General features: G+C 40.2%; 16 protein-coding genes and 2 pseudogenes. 14 read left to right on the top strand and 4 right to left on the bottom strand.

Going from position 1 to position 17,628, the window contains the following annotated elements:
• Positions 1 to 59 precede the first annotated feature (59 nt).
• Positions 60 to 305: pseudogene (locus FCR06_RS34850) on the top strand (calcium-binding protein); the annotation flags it as partial.
• A gap of 174 nt (positions 306 to 479) precedes the next feature.
• Positions 480 to 1,187, top strand: a complete 708-nt coding sequence (locus tag FCR06_RS21120) for a calcium-binding protein (protein WP_223280218.1) — start codon at positions 480 to 482, stop codon at positions 1,185 to 1,187.
• A gap of 254 nt (positions 1,188 to 1,441) precedes the next feature.
• On the opposite strand, the gene FCR06_RS21115 is transcribed toward FCR06_RS21120, so the two are convergent.
• On the bottom strand, positions 1,442 to 1,717 hold the full coding sequence (locus tag FCR06_RS21115) for a hypothetical protein (protein WP_223280212.1): 276 nt from the start codon (positions 1,715 to 1,717) through the stop codon (positions 1,442 to 1,444).
• 340 nt (positions 1,718 to 2,057) lie between these two features.
• On the opposite strand from FCR06_RS21115, the pseudogene FCR06_RS21110 reads away from it, so the two are divergent.
• The 6 genes and pseudogenes from FCR06_RS21110 to FCR06_RS21085 form a co-directional block, all read left to right on the top strand.
• A pseudogene (locus tag FCR06_RS21110) lies at positions 2,058 to 2,254 on the top strand (chlorophyll a/b binding light-harvesting protein); the annotation flags it as partial.
• Between the two features lie 11 nt (positions 2,255 to 2,265).
• The gene (gene fldA, locus FCR06_RS21105; protein ID WP_138503214.1) at positions 2,266 to 2,778 is read left to right on the top strand and encodes a flavodoxin FldA; all 513 of its coding nucleotides are present in this window, start codon (positions 2,266 to 2,268) and stop codon (positions 2,776 to 2,778) included.
• Between the two features lie 63 nt (positions 2,779 to 2,841).
• Positions 2,842 to 3,594, top strand: coding sequence for an alpha/beta fold hydrolase (locus FCR06_RS21100; RefSeq protein WP_138503212.1), 753 nt, complete (start codon positions 2,842 to 2,844; stop codon positions 3,592 to 3,594).
• A gap of 572 nt (positions 3,595 to 4,166) precedes the next feature.
• Positions 4,167 to 5,201 carry a chlorophyll a/b binding light-harvesting protein gene (locus FCR06_RS21095; protein ID WP_138503210.1) on the top strand — a complete coding sequence of 345 codons (1,035 nt, stop codon included), beginning with the start codon at positions 4,167 to 4,169 and terminating at the stop codon, positions 5,199 to 5,201.
• A 70-nt stretch (positions 5,202 to 5,271) separates the two neighbouring features.
• The gene (locus FCR06_RS21090) at positions 5,272 to 6,240 is read left to right on the top strand and encodes a chlorophyll a/b binding light-harvesting protein (RefSeq protein WP_138503208.1); all 969 of its coding nucleotides are present in this window, start codon (positions 5,272 to 5,274) and stop codon (positions 6,238 to 6,240) included.
• A gap of 405 nt (positions 6,241 to 6,645) precedes the next feature.
• Positions 6,646 to 6,921, top strand: a complete 276-nt coding sequence (locus FCR06_RS21085) for a hypothetical protein (RefSeq protein WP_138503206.1) — start codon at positions 6,646 to 6,648, stop codon at positions 6,919 to 6,921.
• A 74-nt stretch (positions 6,922 to 6,995) separates the two neighbouring features.
• Here the strand turns inward: FCR06_RS21085 and FCR06_RS21080 are convergent, their stop codons facing one another.
• Together FCR06_RS21080 and FCR06_RS21075 are read right to left on the bottom strand one after the other, a co-directional pair.
• Positions 6,996 to 7,274 (bottom strand): DUF2442 domain-containing protein, encoded by a 279-nt coding sequence (locus FCR06_RS21080; protein ID WP_138503204.1) that lies wholly within the window; start codon positions 7,272 to 7,274, stop codon positions 6,996 to 6,998.
• A gap of 189 nt (positions 7,275 to 7,463) precedes the next feature.
• The gene (locus FCR06_RS21075) at positions 7,464 to 8,786 is read right to left on the bottom strand and encodes an ABC transporter ATP-binding protein (RefSeq protein ID WP_138503202.1); all 1,323 of its coding nucleotides are present in this window, start codon (positions 8,784 to 8,786) and stop codon (positions 7,464 to 7,466) included.
• A gap of 178 nt (positions 8,787 to 8,964) precedes the next feature.
• Here FCR06_RS21075 and FCR06_RS21070 point away from each other — a divergent pair, with 178 nt between their 5' ends.
• Positions 8,965 to 10,227: an FAD-dependent oxidoreductase gene (locus FCR06_RS21070; protein ID WP_138503199.1), complete on the top strand. Its 1,263-nt coding sequence runs from the start codon at positions 8,965 to 8,967 to the stop codon at positions 10,225 to 10,227.
• A gap of 408 nt (positions 10,228 to 10,635) precedes the next feature.
• Positions 10,636 to 11,205: a single-stranded DNA-binding protein gene (locus FCR06_RS21065; RefSeq protein WP_138503197.1), complete on the top strand. Its 570-nt coding sequence runs from the start codon at positions 10,636 to 10,638 to the stop codon at positions 11,203 to 11,205.
• A gap of 226 nt (positions 11,206 to 11,431) precedes the next feature.
• Here the strand turns inward: FCR06_RS21065 and FCR06_RS21060 are convergent, their stop codons facing one another.
• Positions 11,432 to 13,180 (bottom strand): GH3 auxin-responsive promoter family protein, encoded by a 1,749-nt coding sequence (locus tag FCR06_RS21060; RefSeq protein ID WP_138503195.1) that lies wholly within the window; start codon positions 13,178 to 13,180, stop codon positions 11,432 to 11,434.
• Positions 13,181 to 13,351: 171 nt separating this feature from the next.
• Between FCR06_RS21060 and FCR06_RS32825 the strand changes: the two genes are divergently transcribed.
• The 4 genes from FCR06_RS32825 (at position 13,352) to FCR06_RS21045 (ending at position 17,457) form a co-directional block, all read left to right on the top strand.
• Entirely contained in the window at positions 13,352 to 13,525 is a 174-nt protein-coding gene (locus tag FCR06_RS32825) for a hypothetical protein (protein ID WP_189523507.1), read from the top strand.
• Between the two features lie 151 nt (positions 13,526 to 13,676).
• Complete coding sequence (locus FCR06_RS21055; RefSeq protein ID WP_138503193.1) at positions 13,677 to 15,560, top strand: ABC transporter ATP-binding protein; 1,884 nt, start codon at positions 13,677 to 13,679, stop codon at positions 15,558 to 15,560.
• A gap of 791 nt (positions 15,561 to 16,351) precedes the next feature.
• On the top strand, positions 16,352 to 16,540 hold the full coding sequence (locus FCR06_RS21050; RefSeq protein ID WP_138503191.1) for a hypothetical protein: 189 nt from the start codon (positions 16,352 to 16,354) through the stop codon (positions 16,538 to 16,540).
• 404 nt (positions 16,541 to 16,944) lie between these two features.
• Positions 16,945 to 17,457: an inorganic diphosphatase gene (locus FCR06_RS21045; protein ID WP_138503189.1), complete on the top strand. Its 513-nt coding sequence runs from the start codon at positions 16,945 to 16,947 to the stop codon at positions 17,455 to 17,457.
• The last annotated feature ends 171 nt before the right edge of the window (positions 17,458 to 17,628 follow it).

Below are 17,628 nucleotides of genomic sequence, written 5' to 3'. Positions count from 1 at the left end.
AATTACGGCGAGAAGGTAATTCCTACAATTACGGCAGTAACGTCAGCTTAGGTGCAGGAAACGACTCGATTATTGGTGGTAGTGGAAGAGATGCCTTTTTCGGCGAAGCAGGTAATGACACCCTCGATGGTGGTGCAGACAGAGACCGCTTGGAAGGTGGCGATGGAAATGACATTCTACGCGGTGGTGTCGGAGATGATAATGATAGTAGCTTGACCGTTAAAAGCTATGGTGGATTATTTGGAGGTGCAGGTAACGACACCCTTGATGGCGGTGATGGTAATGACTACCTCGACCCCGGTACAGGTGTTGACTCTGTAATTGGTGGTCTGGGCAACGATGTTCTCAACCTGGACTTGTCAACACAAACAACTGCTGTTACCGTCACCTACACTAATACTACTAATGGAACAGTTTCTGGTGGAAGTAGCTTTCGAGAAATTGAACAAGTCTACTTGAAAACTGGTAGCGGCAATGATGTGATTAACCTCAGCGCCACCGTTGGAGAAGGTAATTCCTACAATTACGGCAGTAACGTCAGCTTAGGTGCAGGAAACGACTCGATTATTGGTGGTAGTGGAAGAGATGCCTTTTTCGGCGAAGCAGGTAATGACACCCTCGATGGTGGTGCAGACAGAGACCGCTTGGAAGGTGGCGATGGAAATGACATTCTACGCGGTGGTGTYGGAGATGATAATGATAGTAGCTTGACCGTTAAAAGCTATGGTGGATTATTTGGAGGTGCAGGTAACGACACCCTTGATGGCGGTGATGGTAATGACTACCTTAATGGCGGTGCAGGCAATGATACCCTAACAGGGGGAAATGGCACAGACAAATTCGTTTACGATACTAATAGGATATTTGTATCTGCTGATGTTGGGAGCGATCGCATTACCGATTTCCTTATTGGCACTGATAAAATTGTCCTTGACAAAACTACCTTTACTGCTCTCACCAGTGCTAGTGGGATCTTAACTAGCAGCGAGTTTGCCATTATCAATGCCACAACAAATAGTGAAATAGTTGCCGGAAGTAGCAGCGCCAAAATTATTTTTAACCAAGCCAATGGTGACCTATTTTACAACCAAAATGGTACGACAACAGGCTTAGGTACGGGTAGTCTATTTGCTACTTTATCTGGTGTCAGTTCTCTATCGGCAACTGATTTTGTTGTGCAAGCTTAAAAAAGTGCCGATAAAAATCTGAGTTCTCGATCCTCTAATTTTAGATTACAGGAGCGGGAACTCAGCTTAATTCTCTTGTATCACTCTAGGAAAAGAAAAATAAATGTAGGTTGGGTTGAACAGACTCAAATCGAAGAATACCTAGGTCTTTAGGTATTGGGTTTCGTTCTTAAAACGCCACTTGCTACTTACGGTAACGATAAGAGCGAACAAGTCGGGGAACCACCCAACGTAGTGGCTCCACAACTTACACTTCATCGAGGGCATTCTGGTAAATTTCTCTTAGCGTAATAGCAATCAAAATAAATTAGAGCTTCTCTACTAGAATCGAATCCTCTAGTTGTGTAGTATGGGCTACTTGTTGGACTTGCTTCAGCTGACCAAATTTTTAAGTAGTAATTACTATTATCACCAGACCATAATTCATAACGGTAGTCACCTCCTGTACCCTGACTGTTTAAATAATCAGCTAGTGCTGTGTTTGATACAGAAACAAAACTAAATGCACTCAAAACAGGAATTACAGCCACTTTTAATATTTGGATTAATTTCATACATCGACAAAAAACTAACTTTCTCTACCTTGTTAGACCGATGTATTTTTTGAAATCAGTAATGGTCGGGAATATTCTGTGAGGATATCGTAAGGCATTTACTACAATTTMGCTTTAACTCACTCCTTGTTGGGATCGAATCAATCCCCGCCTACCTTTTGGGCTTACTTTTTAATCCTTCACAAAACTTTACTTCCAATAAATGAAAAAACTTTTCAATAAGTCTGATAGTATATCTTCAGGCTTATTGATATAGATATTCATTAAGCTGACTAGATATTTCAGCTAGTTGCAAACTTTTTGAGGAGAAAAAGCCATGACAAGCGTGGCTGTTGAAAAACCAGAGTCGATTCCTTGGTGGGCAGGCAACGCCAGCTTAACCAACTTTTCAGGACGACTTTTGGGCGCTCAGCTCGCCTTGCTCATGTGGGGTTAATTCTGTAGGTTGGTGCAACCAGCCTATTTGAACTTGCCCATTTTAACCGAGCGCAACTAATGTACGAACAGGATATTGAGGTGTCAAGATGTCAAAAAAAATCGGTCTGTTCTACGGTACTCAAACCGGTAACACTGAATCTGCTGCCGAACAAATTCGAGATGAATTTGGTGGTGATGTTGTAACATTACATCCTATTTATGATGCGGATACTTCTTCTTTTGATGAGTATCAATTGCTGATTATTGGCTCTCCCACTTGGGATATTGGTCAACTTCAGAGCGATTGGGAAGGCTTTTATTCCGATCTCGATGAAATAGATTTTAAAGGGAAGCTGGTTGCCTATTTTGGTGATGGAGACCAATATGGCTATGCAGATAACTTCCAAGATGCGATCGGGATTCTGGAAGAAAAAATTTCCCAAAAAGGTGGGAAAACTGTTGGTTATTGGCCAACTGAAGGGTATGACTTTAATGAATCTAGAGCGGTGAAAAATGGCAAGTTTGTTGGCTTGGCACTTGATACAGGTAGCCAATCTGATTTAACAGACGAGCGAATTAAAAAGTGGGTCGGTCAGTTGAAGACAGAATTTAGTTTGTAGAAATTAGGGGCGTACAGTAGTACGCCCCTACTGAAATTGATAATTGAGAAGTTATAGGTATTTATGTCTGATTCATTTGATGTTTTGTGGTTAAGTGCTAGTCCTGTTTTGCAGCGTTTTGACCGACCAGTAGTTGAATATTTATCTAGGTATATGAGAATTGCTCATTGGGAATACCAGCAAACTAAAGATGAAGGCAGTTCCATAGACCAAGCTGTAGATTTAGTGTCTGAATTTTTAGAATCCTACGATCGCCCTGTGCATTTAGCAGGACATGGTATGGGTGGTGCGATCGCTTTGAGCTATGCGCGACGATTTGGGCAAAAAGTGCGATCGCTAACTCTACTGGCTGTAGCATCTCAACCCGCCAATACTTGGCACGCTCACTATTACTTTCAACGACAACTTTTTAGCATCAGCCGCGAGCAAATTTTGGCAAGCAGCGCTCGCAGTCTTTTTGGAAATCAACCGCCTCATACAACTAAAAAGTTAGTAGCTGCTCTAGATAAAGATTTGGAACAATCTCCTTCGCCACACTCTTTGTTTAAGTTAGTTTATTTACCTAAAGGCGGAGTTTCTATGCCAATGATGATATGTGGCTGTAAAACCGATCCAATTGTCAACTCCCCTGCATTGTATGAATGGTTGAATTGGTTCAAGCCAGAAGATGACCTGTGGGAATGTCCACAAGGCTATCATTTTTTTCACTACTTTTATCCTCAACAAGTTGGCGAACAAATTTTGGGTTTCTGGCAACGCCAAAATGCATATTTGGTGGAAACATCTGCACTATCTTTTAGCACTTCTGCAAGTTAGTCTGAAGAAGAATTCACAATTCAGAATCAATCGCTACTGATATTTTTTGTAGCCGAGAGCAGTTTAAGCTGTAGTAGTTAATACTATTGCTTCATTTTTACTGCTTAATTTTTTCTCTATTTTTCACAAGAAAGATACATGCGTTAGTCGCCAGAATTCCGAATTGAATTAGAGTCCGACTGGCAGATGAATAAACGGTGAAACACGACACCAAGTTAGAAATTTGGTAGTCTTCAATCACCTATAAAGATGAGAATCCCCCAGTGATTGATTCTCACACCTTAGCGGAGCATCTAATTATTTTACAATAATTAAGTTTTGTAAAGACCATTGACTAATAGAAAATGTTTTCAATAAACTAAGTTTGTAATCTCAATTATTGGCAATTAGTAGGGATGTCTGACAACAATACTAGCGCCTGCAACAAATTGTAAAAAGCTCTATACACAAGATAAAAGGCTTCATATCTGAGCGGATAGCAACCGATTTGCTGTATTAACGAGACATTTAACTGCTGAAATAAGAATCGATTAATTGAGTATTATTAGCAACAATTACTAACTGACTGAACAATGCAGACATACGACAATCCTAATATCAAATATGATTGGTGGGCTGGTAACGCCCGCTTCGCCAACCTCTCTGGCTTATTTATCGGCGCTCATGTGGCACAAGCGGCACTGACAACACTCTGGGCTGGGGCGTTTACATGGTTTGAAATCTCTCGTTACAACCCCAATGTACCGATGGGGGAACAGGGATTAATTTTGCTACCCCACCTAGCTACCTTGGGTTTTGGTGTAGGAGAAGGCGGTCAGGTAATCAATACTTATCCCTATTTTGTTATCGGCGCTTTGCACTTAATTTCGTCTGCTGTACTTGGTGCAGGGGCACTTTTCCACACCTTCAAAGCTCCAAAAAACTTAAAAGACGCCACTGGTCGCGCTCGTAAATTTCACTTTGAATGGGACGACCCGAAAAAATTGGGCTTTATCTTAGGACATCACCTGATTTTCTTGGGAGTAGGTGCCTTACTCTTGGTAGGAAAAGCCATGTTTTGGGGAGGAATATACGATTCCACAATTCATGATGTCCGAGTTGTTACTGACCCCACCCTCAACCCATTAGTCATTTATGGCTATCAGACCCACTTTGCCAGTGTTAACAACTTAGAAGATTTAGTCGGTGGTCATATCTATGTAGGCTTATTACTCATTAGCGGTGGTATTTGGCATATCTTAATAGAACCTTTACCTTGGGCGAAAAAGCTTCTAATTTTCTCGGGTGAAGCGATTCTTTCTTATTCTTTGGGTGGTATTGCCTTAGCAGGATTTGTTGCAGCTTACTTTTGTGCAGTGAATACCCTAGCTTATCCCGTAGAATTTTATGGCGCTCCTTTGGAAGTAAAACTCGGAGTTAGCCCTTATTTTGCTGACACGATTAAGTTACCTAATGGTGGTTATACTTCCAGAGCATGGTTAGCAAATGCTCATTTCTTCTTAGCTTTCTTCTTCCTGCAAGGTCATCTGTGGCACGCCTTACGAGCAATTGGCGTTGACTTTAGCCGAATTGAAAAGGCCTTAAATGCCATCGGTAGCGAATCATAAAACAATTTTGGATTTTGGATTGTCATAATCTAAAATCCGAAATTCAAAATGCTTATTAAGGTATTTAACTATGACAGTTTCAACTGATAGAACCTTAGCAGAAGATACAAATTTATCTTGGTTAGTAGGTAATGCTCGTTTAATTGATTTGTCTGGTCAATTATTAGGCGCTCACATTGCTCACGCAGGCTTGATTATGTTTTGGGCAGGAGCAATCACAATATCCGAAATTACACATTTTGTTCCTAGCGTACCAATGTATGAACAAGGACTAATTTTATTACCCCATTTAGCTACTTTAGGCTGGGGTGTAGGTGCTGGGGGTGAAGTAGTCAATACCTATCCCTATTTTGTGATTGGCATTTTGCATTTAGTTGCATCTGCTGTATTGGGTGCGGGTGGACTTTTTCATGTTTTTCGCGGTTCAGCAATCTTATATAATGCTGGTGGACAAGGAGCAAAATTTCACTATGAATGGAATGACCCCAAACAATTAGGTATAATTTTAGGTCATCACTTGATTATTCTGGGTTTAGGGGCATTTTTGTTAGTGTTAAAGGCAATAGTTTTTGGCGGAATTTATGATACAAATGTGGAAAATGTTCGCTTAATTAGCAATCCTAATTTAAATCCAGCGACAATTTTTGGTTACTTAGTTGGTTTTAAACATGGTAGCTGGACTCCATTAGGTATGGCAAGTGTTGACAACTTAGAAGATGTGATTGGTGGTCACATTTGGGTTGGTTTAATCTTAATTGCTGGTGGCGCGTGGCATATTCTTGTCCAGCCTTTTGCGTGGGTGAGAAGAATTTTACCAATACAAAATGGTGAAGAAATTCTTTCTTACAGCTTGCTTGGTTTGGCTTTGATGGCTTGGATTTCTGCCGTGTTTGTGGGATATAACACGATAGTTTTTCCAACAGAATTTTACGGAACAGAACGTCTAGGATTGGCTAATATCCAGTTTTTTCTTGGTGTATTGGCCTTCTTAGGTTACGTTTGGCATTCTTGGCGTTCATCGCATCAAGTTAATTATTAATTAACGCCGTGTGTAAGTTTCTCTCAAACCTAACCCCAACTTCTTCCCTACAAGGGAAGGCGAGCAAGAATCAAAGCCTCTCAGGAGTGGGGGAGAGGTTTGGAGAGGGGTTCTAAAAATAAGTTGCACATCCCGTTAATTAGATTTTGGATTTTGGATTGTATAGTCCTAGTCATATGGGTTAGGACATAATAACAAGCGTGAATGTCAGGAAGAGTAATGTTTTTAGCTCCTTGCTATACAGTCCTTTGAGCGAATCATTCCGAATTCTGACGCTTTGGCCGAGCGTCTTTGGCTCCGCTCCAGAATCCTAAATTCGTTCAACGCTAGCTAAATAAACTCCTATGCCTGCGGTGCAAGGCAATAGACTGCGGGCATTTTTTTGAAATTTTATGAGGATAACTAATGTTAGGTATGATTTTGTGTGCGTTTTGCACTTGGACAATCATGATTTTATTTATTTCAAGTGTTTGCTTAACCTTAAAAAAAGGAATAATTCATTTAAAAAAGCTGCATCAAATTCCTTGCTCTGGTTGTGATTATTTCACCAATGATTACCGTCTCAAATGTACTGTAAATCCCAAAAAAGCTTGTACAGAACAAGCAATTGGTTGTATTGATTTTGAACCGAAAACTTCTGGCTGTAATGCTTGCCAGAAGGGACGGCGAAAGCTTTGTTAAATTGAATAGCAATATATTGAAGGTGCGATCATCTTTGATACTGGCGCAGCGCTATTACTAAAAATTTTTTGCTGTCAGGCACTACGACTTAACTTATAGTTAAGAATAGGCTGATCGCTAATCACTGCATAAAGTACATCTGGATCGAGGTCGGCTCCCGATCGCCATTGAATTGTGCCTACTTCGTGGTTGAGTTCAACCTGAGCAAAGTATTTTTTATCTTGCAAAGGTGCAAAAACACCTGTAAATTTAATTAGCTTACTTGTATCAACTATTCCTTCCACTTCGTCTTCAAAACGGACATACAGTTGATAATTCTCTCTTGGTTCCACTGCAATAATATCTTTTAACATATTTTACTACTCCAATGGTAAGACGCTATTGAGGGTTTGATTGTCTCTAGCTAGTTCCCAGTTTTCCATTCAGMTATTCAAATTATTGCTCCGAAAGCTTTAAAGTTACCTCCTTTATTTCTTGTGCGATAGCTAGCAAACTTCTCTGTCAAGTTCGCATCAATCTTTTGATAATTTTCAAGATTAATTTTAAGGAAATATCGCCAACTCTGTTTCTGGGTCAAAAAAGTGAATTTTTTCTATATTGAAGGACAACCAAAGTTGTTCCCCAACTTGGACAAATCGCTCTGGTGGTATTCGCACTTGTAAATAATTACTGATAGATTTAGGTTGAGAATCAGGCTCAGCAATCTTAACTGAGAGGAAGGAATCGTTACCTAAATTCTCTACTAAATCTACTTGCACGGGTAAATTTTTAGTAGCAGGTAAACTCAAATTTAAGTGTTCTGGGCGAATGCCTAAAATTAAAGTTTTCCCATCATATTTTTGTAAAGCTTTTGCCCAAATCTCTGGAAGTGTAAAACGAAACTGGGAATGAGTAATCAACTGCGGAGCATGAAATTCTATGGGAATAAAATTCATCGGTGGCGAACCAATGAACTCTGCAACAAAAAGGTTGGCAGGATGATTGTAAAGTTCTAAAGGAGAAGCAACTTGCTGAATTTTACCCTCAGACATAATTGCAATGCGATCGCCCATTGTCATCGCTTCAGTTTGGTCGTGGGTAACGTAAATCGTGGTTGTCCCCAATTGGCGCTGCAATTTCACAATTTGAGCGCGAGTTTCCGCCCGCAGTTTGGCATCTAAGTTAGAAAGTGGCTCATCCATTAAGAATACTTGCGGATTGCGAGCGATCGCCCTTCCTAATGCAACTCGTTGTCTTTGTCCCCCAGATAGCTGCTTCGGTAAGCGTTTCAGCAATGTTTCAATTTGTAACAAGTGAGCAACACTACGCACCTGTTGATCTATAGCCCGTTCTTTGTCAGAAATGTAGCGCAGTCCTTTAGGTAACTTTCTTGTTACTCCTACAAGGGAATTTTCTGCCCACGCCCGAAAATAAGGAGACCAGGAAGTATTTTCTCCTCTACTCCTCTGCTCCTCTGCTCCCCTGCTTCCCCTGCGGCGTAACCCAAAGGCAATGTTGTCATACACACTCATGTGGGGATAGAGAGCGTAATTTTGGAATACCATTGCGATGTCGCGTTCTTTGGGTGGTAAATCATTTATCAAGCGATCGCCTACCCAGATATTACCTCCAGTCATCACCTCTAACCCGGCGATTAACCGCAGCAAGGTGCTTTTGCCACAACCAGAAGGGCCTACCAGCACCATAAATTCGCCATCTGAAATTGTTAGGTTAATCCGCCGCAAAACATTGACACTTCCCGCACGCTCTTGTGGTGTATCAGTTTTCTCTGCAAGCGTTAGGGGAGATTGGGTTTGTGAGGTCACAGTTTCCCCTTGACGTGGGGAAAAACTTTTATAAACGTTTTCTAAAACAACTTGAGACACAACTAATTATTTGATTAGGAATTGGGCATTGGGCAAAGGACAAATGACTAATCACACTTTAGCGCCCATAATACATGTTCTGTCTAAATACGAAAAGCGAAATACGAAAAGTTAAAAAAATAGTCCGGACGATAAAAAGCAAACTACCCTAAATTTAGGGCTGTTAGGAGGTGTTGTGATGACTACCCATGTACCCAATAATTCTTCTCAAAACCCAAACCCAAACGTTAACGCTGCTCATGACATTGTAGACGTACAAACTACAGATTGTTGCATTGTAGGTGGAGGCCCAGCAGGAGCAGTTTTAGCGCTGATGTTAGCGCGTCAAGGCATTTCTGTAATGCTATTGGAAGCACACAAAGACTTTGATCGCGATTTTCGTGGCGATACAATTCATCCATCGGTAATGCAAATTATGGAAGAATTGGGATTAAGTGCAGCTTTGCTAGAACTCGCGCATACCAAAATGCGTCGCCTGAGTATTCAAACTCCTCAAGAAACTGTCACATTCGCTGATTTTAGTCATCTAAAAACCCGTTATCCATACATTACGATGCTTCCCCAGGTGAAATTCTTGAAGTTTATCACCGAAGAAGCCCAAAAATATCCTAGCTTCCATTTGGTGATGGGTGCGAATGTCCAGGAATTAATTACTGAAAATGGCGTGATTCAAGGTGTCCGCTACCGAGGAGGCGGTGGCTGGCATGAAGTTCGGGCAATCCTCACAGTTGGTGCAGACGGTCGTAACTCGCGTTTACGACACTTGGGTGAGTTTGAGTCCATTGAAACCTCGCCACCAATGGATGTTCTCTGGTTGCGCCTACCCCGTCAGCCAGAAGACCCTGAGGGGGGAATGGGGCGCTTTGGTCAAGGTCACATCATCGCGATGCTTGACCGTGGCGATCAGTGGCAAGTTGCTTATGTGATTCCCAAAGGAGGCTATCAAAAACTACGGGCTGAGGGTTTAGAGGAATTAAAAAAATCCATTGTCAAAGTAGTACCAGAATTCCAGCAGCCGATCGCAAATTTACATGACTGGTCGCAAGTAGCCTTTCTCTCAGTTGAATCCAGTCGCGTCAAACACTGGTATCATCCAGGATTGCTACTCATCGGCGATGCTGCCCATGTCATGTCTCCAGTTGGCGGAGTTGGGATTAATTATGCAATTCAAGATGCCGTAGTGGCGGCGAATGTACTCAGCAAACCACTCAAAAACCGACAAGTACAACTGAGTGACCTCGCAAAAGTACAGCGTCAACGGGAGTTACCCACACGGATTATTCAAGCATTTCAAACTTTTATCCAAAAGCGGATATTTGCCCCAGTTCTCACCTCAAATCGTACCTTCGTACCACCTGCGTTTTTGCGCTTACCAGTTTTGCGCGACCTCCCAGCCAGGTTGATAGCCTTGGGTATTTTTCCAGTTCATGTGAAAACTTAATTTTTCTTCTCGAATTTTCAATCTGTCTGGCAATCTGGTACAATTATACTACTCAAATGCAGAATTCAATGCTCATCTTAGTCAGGCGGGAGTGGCGAGCAGTATATTTAATGCTGTTCAAAGCGATCGCTTGGCTTTTATGCTAAAAATGACTAAAAGCTAGGAGTGCAAGAATTCAGAATTTAAAAGTTAGAATTCTTTAATTGAATTTGTAACTCTTGGTGGATGAATAAATGGTGAAACATGATAGTAAATTTTAAATTTTGTGGTGCTTCTAGGTAGTCGGTTCCAGTTTCTCACCAAAAGTAATTCTGAATTATTCTTCAAACATATCTAGATATTAATTGGCACTATAAAGAAAACCCCCTCTTTTTCAATCAGCACTTTTTGCACTCAGGAGAAATTTTAATGAACAGCTGCGTTTTAATGGCGGAAATTATTAACGAACCGCAACTGCGCTACACAGCAGATAATCTCGGAGTCACGGAAATGTTGGTGCAGTTTCCCAATTCCCAGAAACCAGAAGATCCGCCAGCCACCCTGAAAGTTGTTGGTTGGGGGAATTTAGCAACAGAAATTCAGCAAAACTACCATCAAGGCGATCGCGTTATCCTGGTAGGACGTTTAAGTATGAATACTGTTGACCGTCAAGAAGGTTTTAAAGAAAAACGCGCTGAATTAACAGTACAACAAATTCAATCTGTTGGAAGTAGTTTTAATACTACATCATTCTCGTCAACCGTAACTCCATCATTTACCGAAACTTCCCCACGACAACCATCTGCATCTCATCAGCCAGAGACAAATTTTTCCACTTACGAGTCACAACGTCCAGCACCTACCCCAACTAAAAGTCCTGTTGGCGTTACTCCCCCAGCAACAAATTATGAACCCATCCCCCAACCCACAAATTACGAGCGAACCACTTATCCAGCAGTGAAAGAGGAAGAACCAGATCCAGATGATATTCCCTTCTAAAGTTAGTAATTGAGCGTATATTCAATTTGCTAAGTTATGATTAGCAAAAAGGATTGCGATTAGACAATTTCTACAAGTAGCCATCCTTTAGGATGTGCTATTTTTTGTTTGCGTTGACGCTTTGCATTTTGTTGTGAGACATTTACCTACTCTTACTCACCGATTCTCCATACATATCTGGGTTGTTATGAGCACTATCACCCTAGCGACGCATTGTTATTGATTGTTAATTAAGAGATTTGCTTTCTATAAAGTTGACCTGCTCTACATTTTTTAGCAACCGTGGCATTTTGAACTGTGCCTCTGAAGTACCTTGAGAAATAATTTGGTTTTTAAGCATTTTGAAACTGTCTCTTTTAAGAAGTTTAATTTCAGGTGCGCCAATAATATTCGCTTTCCTCGTATTCAGATAAAGCACATTTAAATCATAAATAACCTGTTCAAATTTATCTCGAAATGATGTTAAATCAGGAAGAGTTGTAAATATTTTTGAAACCTCTAGGTAAATATTGTACTTCACCGGAAATGATGAAATATCAATGCTGGTTGTATAGTCTATTATTTTGCAGTCTTCTCCCAAAATTTCGCTAGCTTCAGTAATGGCAGCAAAAATTTCACTTTCAGAAATTCTCACTCCTCTAATAATTAGCAAAGAACCTTGGCGATACAAAAATTCAATCATGGGACTTTGGTTATAATAGCCCACACATTTAACGATATCTCCCATCCTGTACCTGTAAAGTCCAGCTACTGTCGTCACAACTATTTCATAACTTTCACCCACATCTAGAGAAGTCAAGTCAACTGTAGTGGGTTTTTCTGCATCAATTTGGGAAATAGGTATAAACTCAAAAAACGCCGAATGAGGAGTAATTACGTAAGCTGGAGAATCTTTTTGTGGCTCTAGGTTACACCCGATCCAAGCTTCAGAAGCACCATAACCATGTGAGTAAATTGGTATTTCACCTGCATAAAATTTCAAACTTTCTTTATAGAGTTGCAGCGATCCAGTTATGATACATTGTATGCTAGACAACTGCGGCCATATTCTGGGTATAATACCCTCAAATCCTTTTTCAAATTCTGTTCGGAGTGTGTTACTTTTTTCTGGATTGGGTTTGAGCCTATTTTGTAGCTCATTTCTTGTAGCTGTATCCAGATCCAAGTTGGAGTTAATTTGACCGTGGTAAATATCATTTACCATTTGTGGCCACTCTCGTTCTAATATTTGTAGAGCATCCAAAACATTAGAGGCAAAATTTGCCGTAATATAAGTAAGCTTTGGCTCTAAGAGAGCAAAAAGCATATGGCAATAATAAGCGCTCCTATAATCGGGAATCAAGAATATGCTAGTAGGGCTAGAAAAATTGAGACTGACTATTTTTTGAAATGACTTAGATTGTCTAATCCCTCCGCTAGATCCTGAACCTCTAGGAATACCGCTAGGTGTAGATTTAAGTGGTTGTGTACTAGCCAAAGCCAAACCACGACTGTTTTGTGCGTATGCTTTACCATTGAGATAGTAAGAGCGTGCGATCGCGTTTACAGCCTGAAAAGATTTTTGTGAAGTTGATAGTAAGCGTTTTGTTCTGGGTATAAGTTTAGATTTGCCCGTTGTCCCCGACGTTTCTTGAAAAAGAATAATTGGCTCTGCTACCAGTTGAGAGAAATTTCCACTCTTAGCAATATCTTCGATAACTTCGCGGTAATTTTCATAAGTCGTAAGAGGATGTATCCTTTGAAATTCTGCAACCGAATCTATAGCCGCAAAGTTATACTTCTGAGCGTATTTTGTATCCTTTTGAAGTTTGAGAATATTTTTTAGAAGCTTTTGTTGGACAGAGACAGCATTAACAGTGTCTTTTTGCAAACTTTTCAGGCTTCTTTTCGCTGCTACTTGCAACAAATAAAGGAGAAAAATATCCGGAATTTTATTGAATATTTCTTCTGCTTGTTCTCGAATCTTTGAGTTCATACGCAGCAATGGTTATAGAAAATACCTTGTCTCAATATGGAAGTCTTGTATCGCCTCAAAAGAATTAAATCTGAGCTTTAATCATTGTTTGCGACCGAAGTCAAGGATGAGTAACCTGTAGGCAATTGCTCAAAGCGGGAAGTTAAGAGACATCACCGCTATCTGTTCAATGTGGACGCTCTTGAAGCATTGTTTGGTACAGCACCTGATAATCCAAAATCTTTTTTAGCGGTAGCAATCGAGACAACAGAATTGTTTCAAATTACAATAGCAGATTTGGCAGCACAAATAGCTGTGAGGAAAGCTAATGCAACTCAATCAGCCAAAAATTATCTTGATGGATGAGGCAACTAGTTCTCAAAACATTAAAAATTGTGGTTGAGGTCTAAGCAGTGAAAAACCGTCAAGGAGTGTAAAAATCAAATTTATCGACACATACATCAAAACTCTTGTTAAAATCCAAATAATTTTCAGTTAAGATTCATACCCAACTCCTATGAGAGAAAGTGTCCTAGAGGTTCGCAATCTACAAGTTGAATTTCCCGGTGATGGCAATATCGTCAAAGCTTTGGATGGTATTTCCTTTGAATTGCGTCGAGGTGAGACTCTAGGAATAGTAGGAGAGTCGGGAAGCGGAAAATCAGTCACAGCCCTAGCTGTGATGGGTTTGTTGCAAACTCCCGGTATAATTAGTAATGGTGAAATCTGGTTTCGTCCTCAAGAGAACGCCAACCCCATCGATTTGGTAAAATTGCTTCCTCAGGAAATGCAGCTACACCGTGGTGGCGACATTGCCATGATTTTTCAAGAACCGATGAGTTCGCTCAATCCAGTTTATAACATCGGGTTTCAGCTCACAGAAGCAATTATGCGGCATCAAAATGTCTCCGCCGCCCAAGCAAAACAAATTGCGATCGCAGGTTTGCAAGAGGTTAAACTTTTACCTAGCGATGAAGAGATCCAGCAACAGTATACCGATTGGCATCAAACCAACAACAATTCATCTAAACCAAATACATCTAACTTGGCACAGTTGGTGAGGGAACACAAAGAAGCGATGCTGGAACGCTACCCGCATCAACTTTCTGGGGGTCAGTTGCAACGGGTAATGATTGCAATGGCAATTTCCTGTAATCCATTAATATTAATTGCCGATGAACCAACTACAGCTTTAGATGTAACGGTGCAAGCAACTATCTTGGAGTTGTTGCGAGAATTGCAGCAAAGCCGTGAAATGGCAATGATTTTCATCACCCACGACTTAGGGCTAATTTCTGAAATTTCTGACCAAGTAGCGGTGATGTATAAAGGCAAAGTTGTCGAATCTGGTGTTTGTCAGCAAATTTTTAGCAATCCCCAACATCCATATACTAAAGGTTTGATAGCCTGTCGTCCCACACTTGAGAGCCATCCCCAAAAATTACTCACCGTTTCCGATTACATGAGTGCAGAAGAAACAGTAACCGGACAAGTAGTAATTCAGGCGAAAGAACCCGTACAACCTGCACAAGTTACTAGTCAAGAGATTGCTACGAGATTAGCAAACTTGCACCAGAAGCAACCCCTGCTGGAAATTCGCAACTTAAAAGTTGGTTTTCCAGTCCGGGGGGTATTTGGTGGTACAAAACGCTACACTATGGCAGTTAACGGTGTTTCCTTTGATGTCAAACCAGGAGAAACAGTGGGATTAGTGGGAGAATCTGGTTGTGGCAAAACTACCCTTGGCAGAACGTTGCTGCGATTAATTGAACCGATGAGTGGTCAGATTATCTTTGAAAAACAAGATATTACTAGCCTCAAAGGAGAACCGTTGCAAAAACTGCGCCGGGAAATGCAAATAGTCTTCCAAAATCCTTTTAGTTCCCTTGACCCACGGATGAAGGTTGGAGAGGCGGTGATGGAACCGTTGTTAATTCACTCCGTTGGTAAGACAAAACAACAACGACGCGAACGCGTAGCCGAACTTTTAGAACGAGTAGGTTTGAACGCAGATGCAATGAACCGCTATCCACATCAATTTTCTGGCGGTCAACGCCAGCGGATTTGTATAGCGCGTTCTTTGGCATTAAATCCTAAGTTTATTATTTGCGATGAATCAGTTTCAGCCCTGGATGTGTCGGTACAAGCGCAAGTATTAAATCTCCTCAAAGAATTGCAACAAGACTTTCAACTGACTTATATTTTTATTTCTCACGATTTAAGTGTAGTCAAATTTATGAGCGATCGCATTTTAGTCATGAATCGCGGACAAATAGTCGAAGAAGGTACAGCCGAAAGCATCTACCAGGAACCCAAAGAGGAATATACCCAAAAATTAATTGCTGCAATTCCCACTGGTAGTCCCGAACGTGTGCGAAATCGCCAACTCAGGGCGTCGTAAGAGGTCAATCATACTGAGAGTAACGCTTTTGATGTTAATCGCTGCATAGATAAATTATTAAATTTAACAAACATCTTCTTAAGCCAAAAGCTTTGAAAGTTTACTCTCCACGCTAACTTTCAGAGCTTTTTTTATTTCTATCTATATATAGATTGACAAATTTTCTATCACCTTAGATATATTTAAGAATTTAAATTAGGAAATATTAATTTAGTAATATTACTGAATCTATTTTGAGTAAGACAGATGATATGTCTGTATTTATTCGGTAATTTATAAGTAATAAGAAAAATAATTTGTTACCGTTTTTCTCTATTGTCAAATATTTTTATGTGTAACTACTAGATAATAAGCGAAAACCACTAAAATCTATCACTATTTTGGCTGTTTTGTATTCTACATTACAAATTGTCATTTGCATCAATATGATAGTATCAAAAGCGTTCGATAGTGTTATAATTACGAAGTATCTAATAAATACATTTTATTAATTAATCTTTGAGCAACAAAAAAATATCATCTATAATATTGGTAATAAAAACTGTGTATATGTAATTAATTAGACGATATAAGTAAAAAGTTGAAAAGATTAATTACCAAAATCAACATAAGATATTTGGTTTTAACTCTGGATTAAGAATTTGATGTATAAAAACGTTACTATGACAGTTATCAAACTGGTTTAGATATTTGAATACCAGAAATCTTACAGTTTAAAACTAGCTAAAATAACATCAAAACTCTCTTTTGAGAGTAGACCTATACAGTGATCCGAATAACTTCAATATTGTATGAATTCAAATAGCCCATCTGCCAATTCTGCCGACACATACTCACACCGCTTGGCAGACGTTGTGGGAACTGCGATCGCTCTGTTGACTCTTACCTTACCCGTATTTGTCATCGCTCACTATTCTTCGAGTAACGTTCAAAATAACCAGCAACCCCCAATCCAAAACCTACGAGAAAGTCAAAATTGACAAACAGGATGCAGCATCAACCAATGCAAGCGAATGTCAAATACTGTTTAACTTTGGCTAGCTTTGTCTAAGCGTTCTAGAACGCAGATCTATACTACCCTGTTGGAAAAAGCGTTGCGTTCCTGGCAACGCTTTTTCCATTGTTTGGCTAATTCAAGGGGAGAGGGATGTGGTTGGACTTCTCTACCAGACGCACTCGCGTTCGCTCACCGACTGGAAGATGAGGAAGAATAATTCTTAACTGCTAACCGCAGCAACTCAAACGTCTTTGGCTGCGCTCAACAATCATCAGTCATCAATCAACACTGCCAACCTCTTGGGAAGAGATCCATATTGCCCTAAAATTCTACACGGGGAGCGAAGCTGAGTGCCCCCGTGATTCACTGTTAGCAGAGGAGTTTTTTGTGGACTTATCTCGTATTCCTGCCCAACCAAAACCAGGTTTGATCAATGTTTTAGTTGAAATTACTGGTGGAAGTAAAAATAAATATGAATATGACAAGGAACTAGAAGCATTTGCTCTAGACCGAGTACTTTATTCGTCGGTAAAATATCCTTATGACTACGGCTTTGTACCCAATACTCTGGCTGATGATGGCGATCCCCTAGATGGGATGGTGATAATTGATGAGCCAACCTTTCCAGGCTGTATTATTGCTGCACGCCCAATCGGCTTTTTGGAAATGATTGACGGAGGCGATCGCGATGAAAAAATTCTTTGTGTTCCAGACAAAGATCCGCGCTACGCTCAAGTCAAATCTCTTAATGATGTAGCACCACACCGTTTGGATGAAATTGCTGAATTTTTCCGTAGTTATAAAAATTTGGAAAAAAAGGTGACTGAAATTCTCGGTTGGCAAGATGCATATAAGGTTGCAGCCTTAGTAGAAAAATCCGTCAAAGCTTATAAAGCATAATAGAAGAGTTATAAGTTAAGAGTTGCTTTTTGAACTGGTGACTGTTGATTGTTAACAGTCATCAGTCAGCAATTAAGGTGAAATCCCATCTTTTTTAGAGGTGGGATGAGGTTAATCCTAACTCCTGACTTTTCATCTTTGATAACTTTCGCTTGTTACGGCTTTAAAAAC

It is taken from the genome of Nostoc sp. PA-18-2419 (assembly GCF_005869855.1).
In the GTDB taxonomy this organism is placed as follows: Bacteria; Cyanobacteriota; Cyanobacteriia; order Cyanobacteriales; family Nostocaceae; genus Nostoc.
This window is presented reverse-complemented; position numbering and strand designations above follow the sequence as displayed.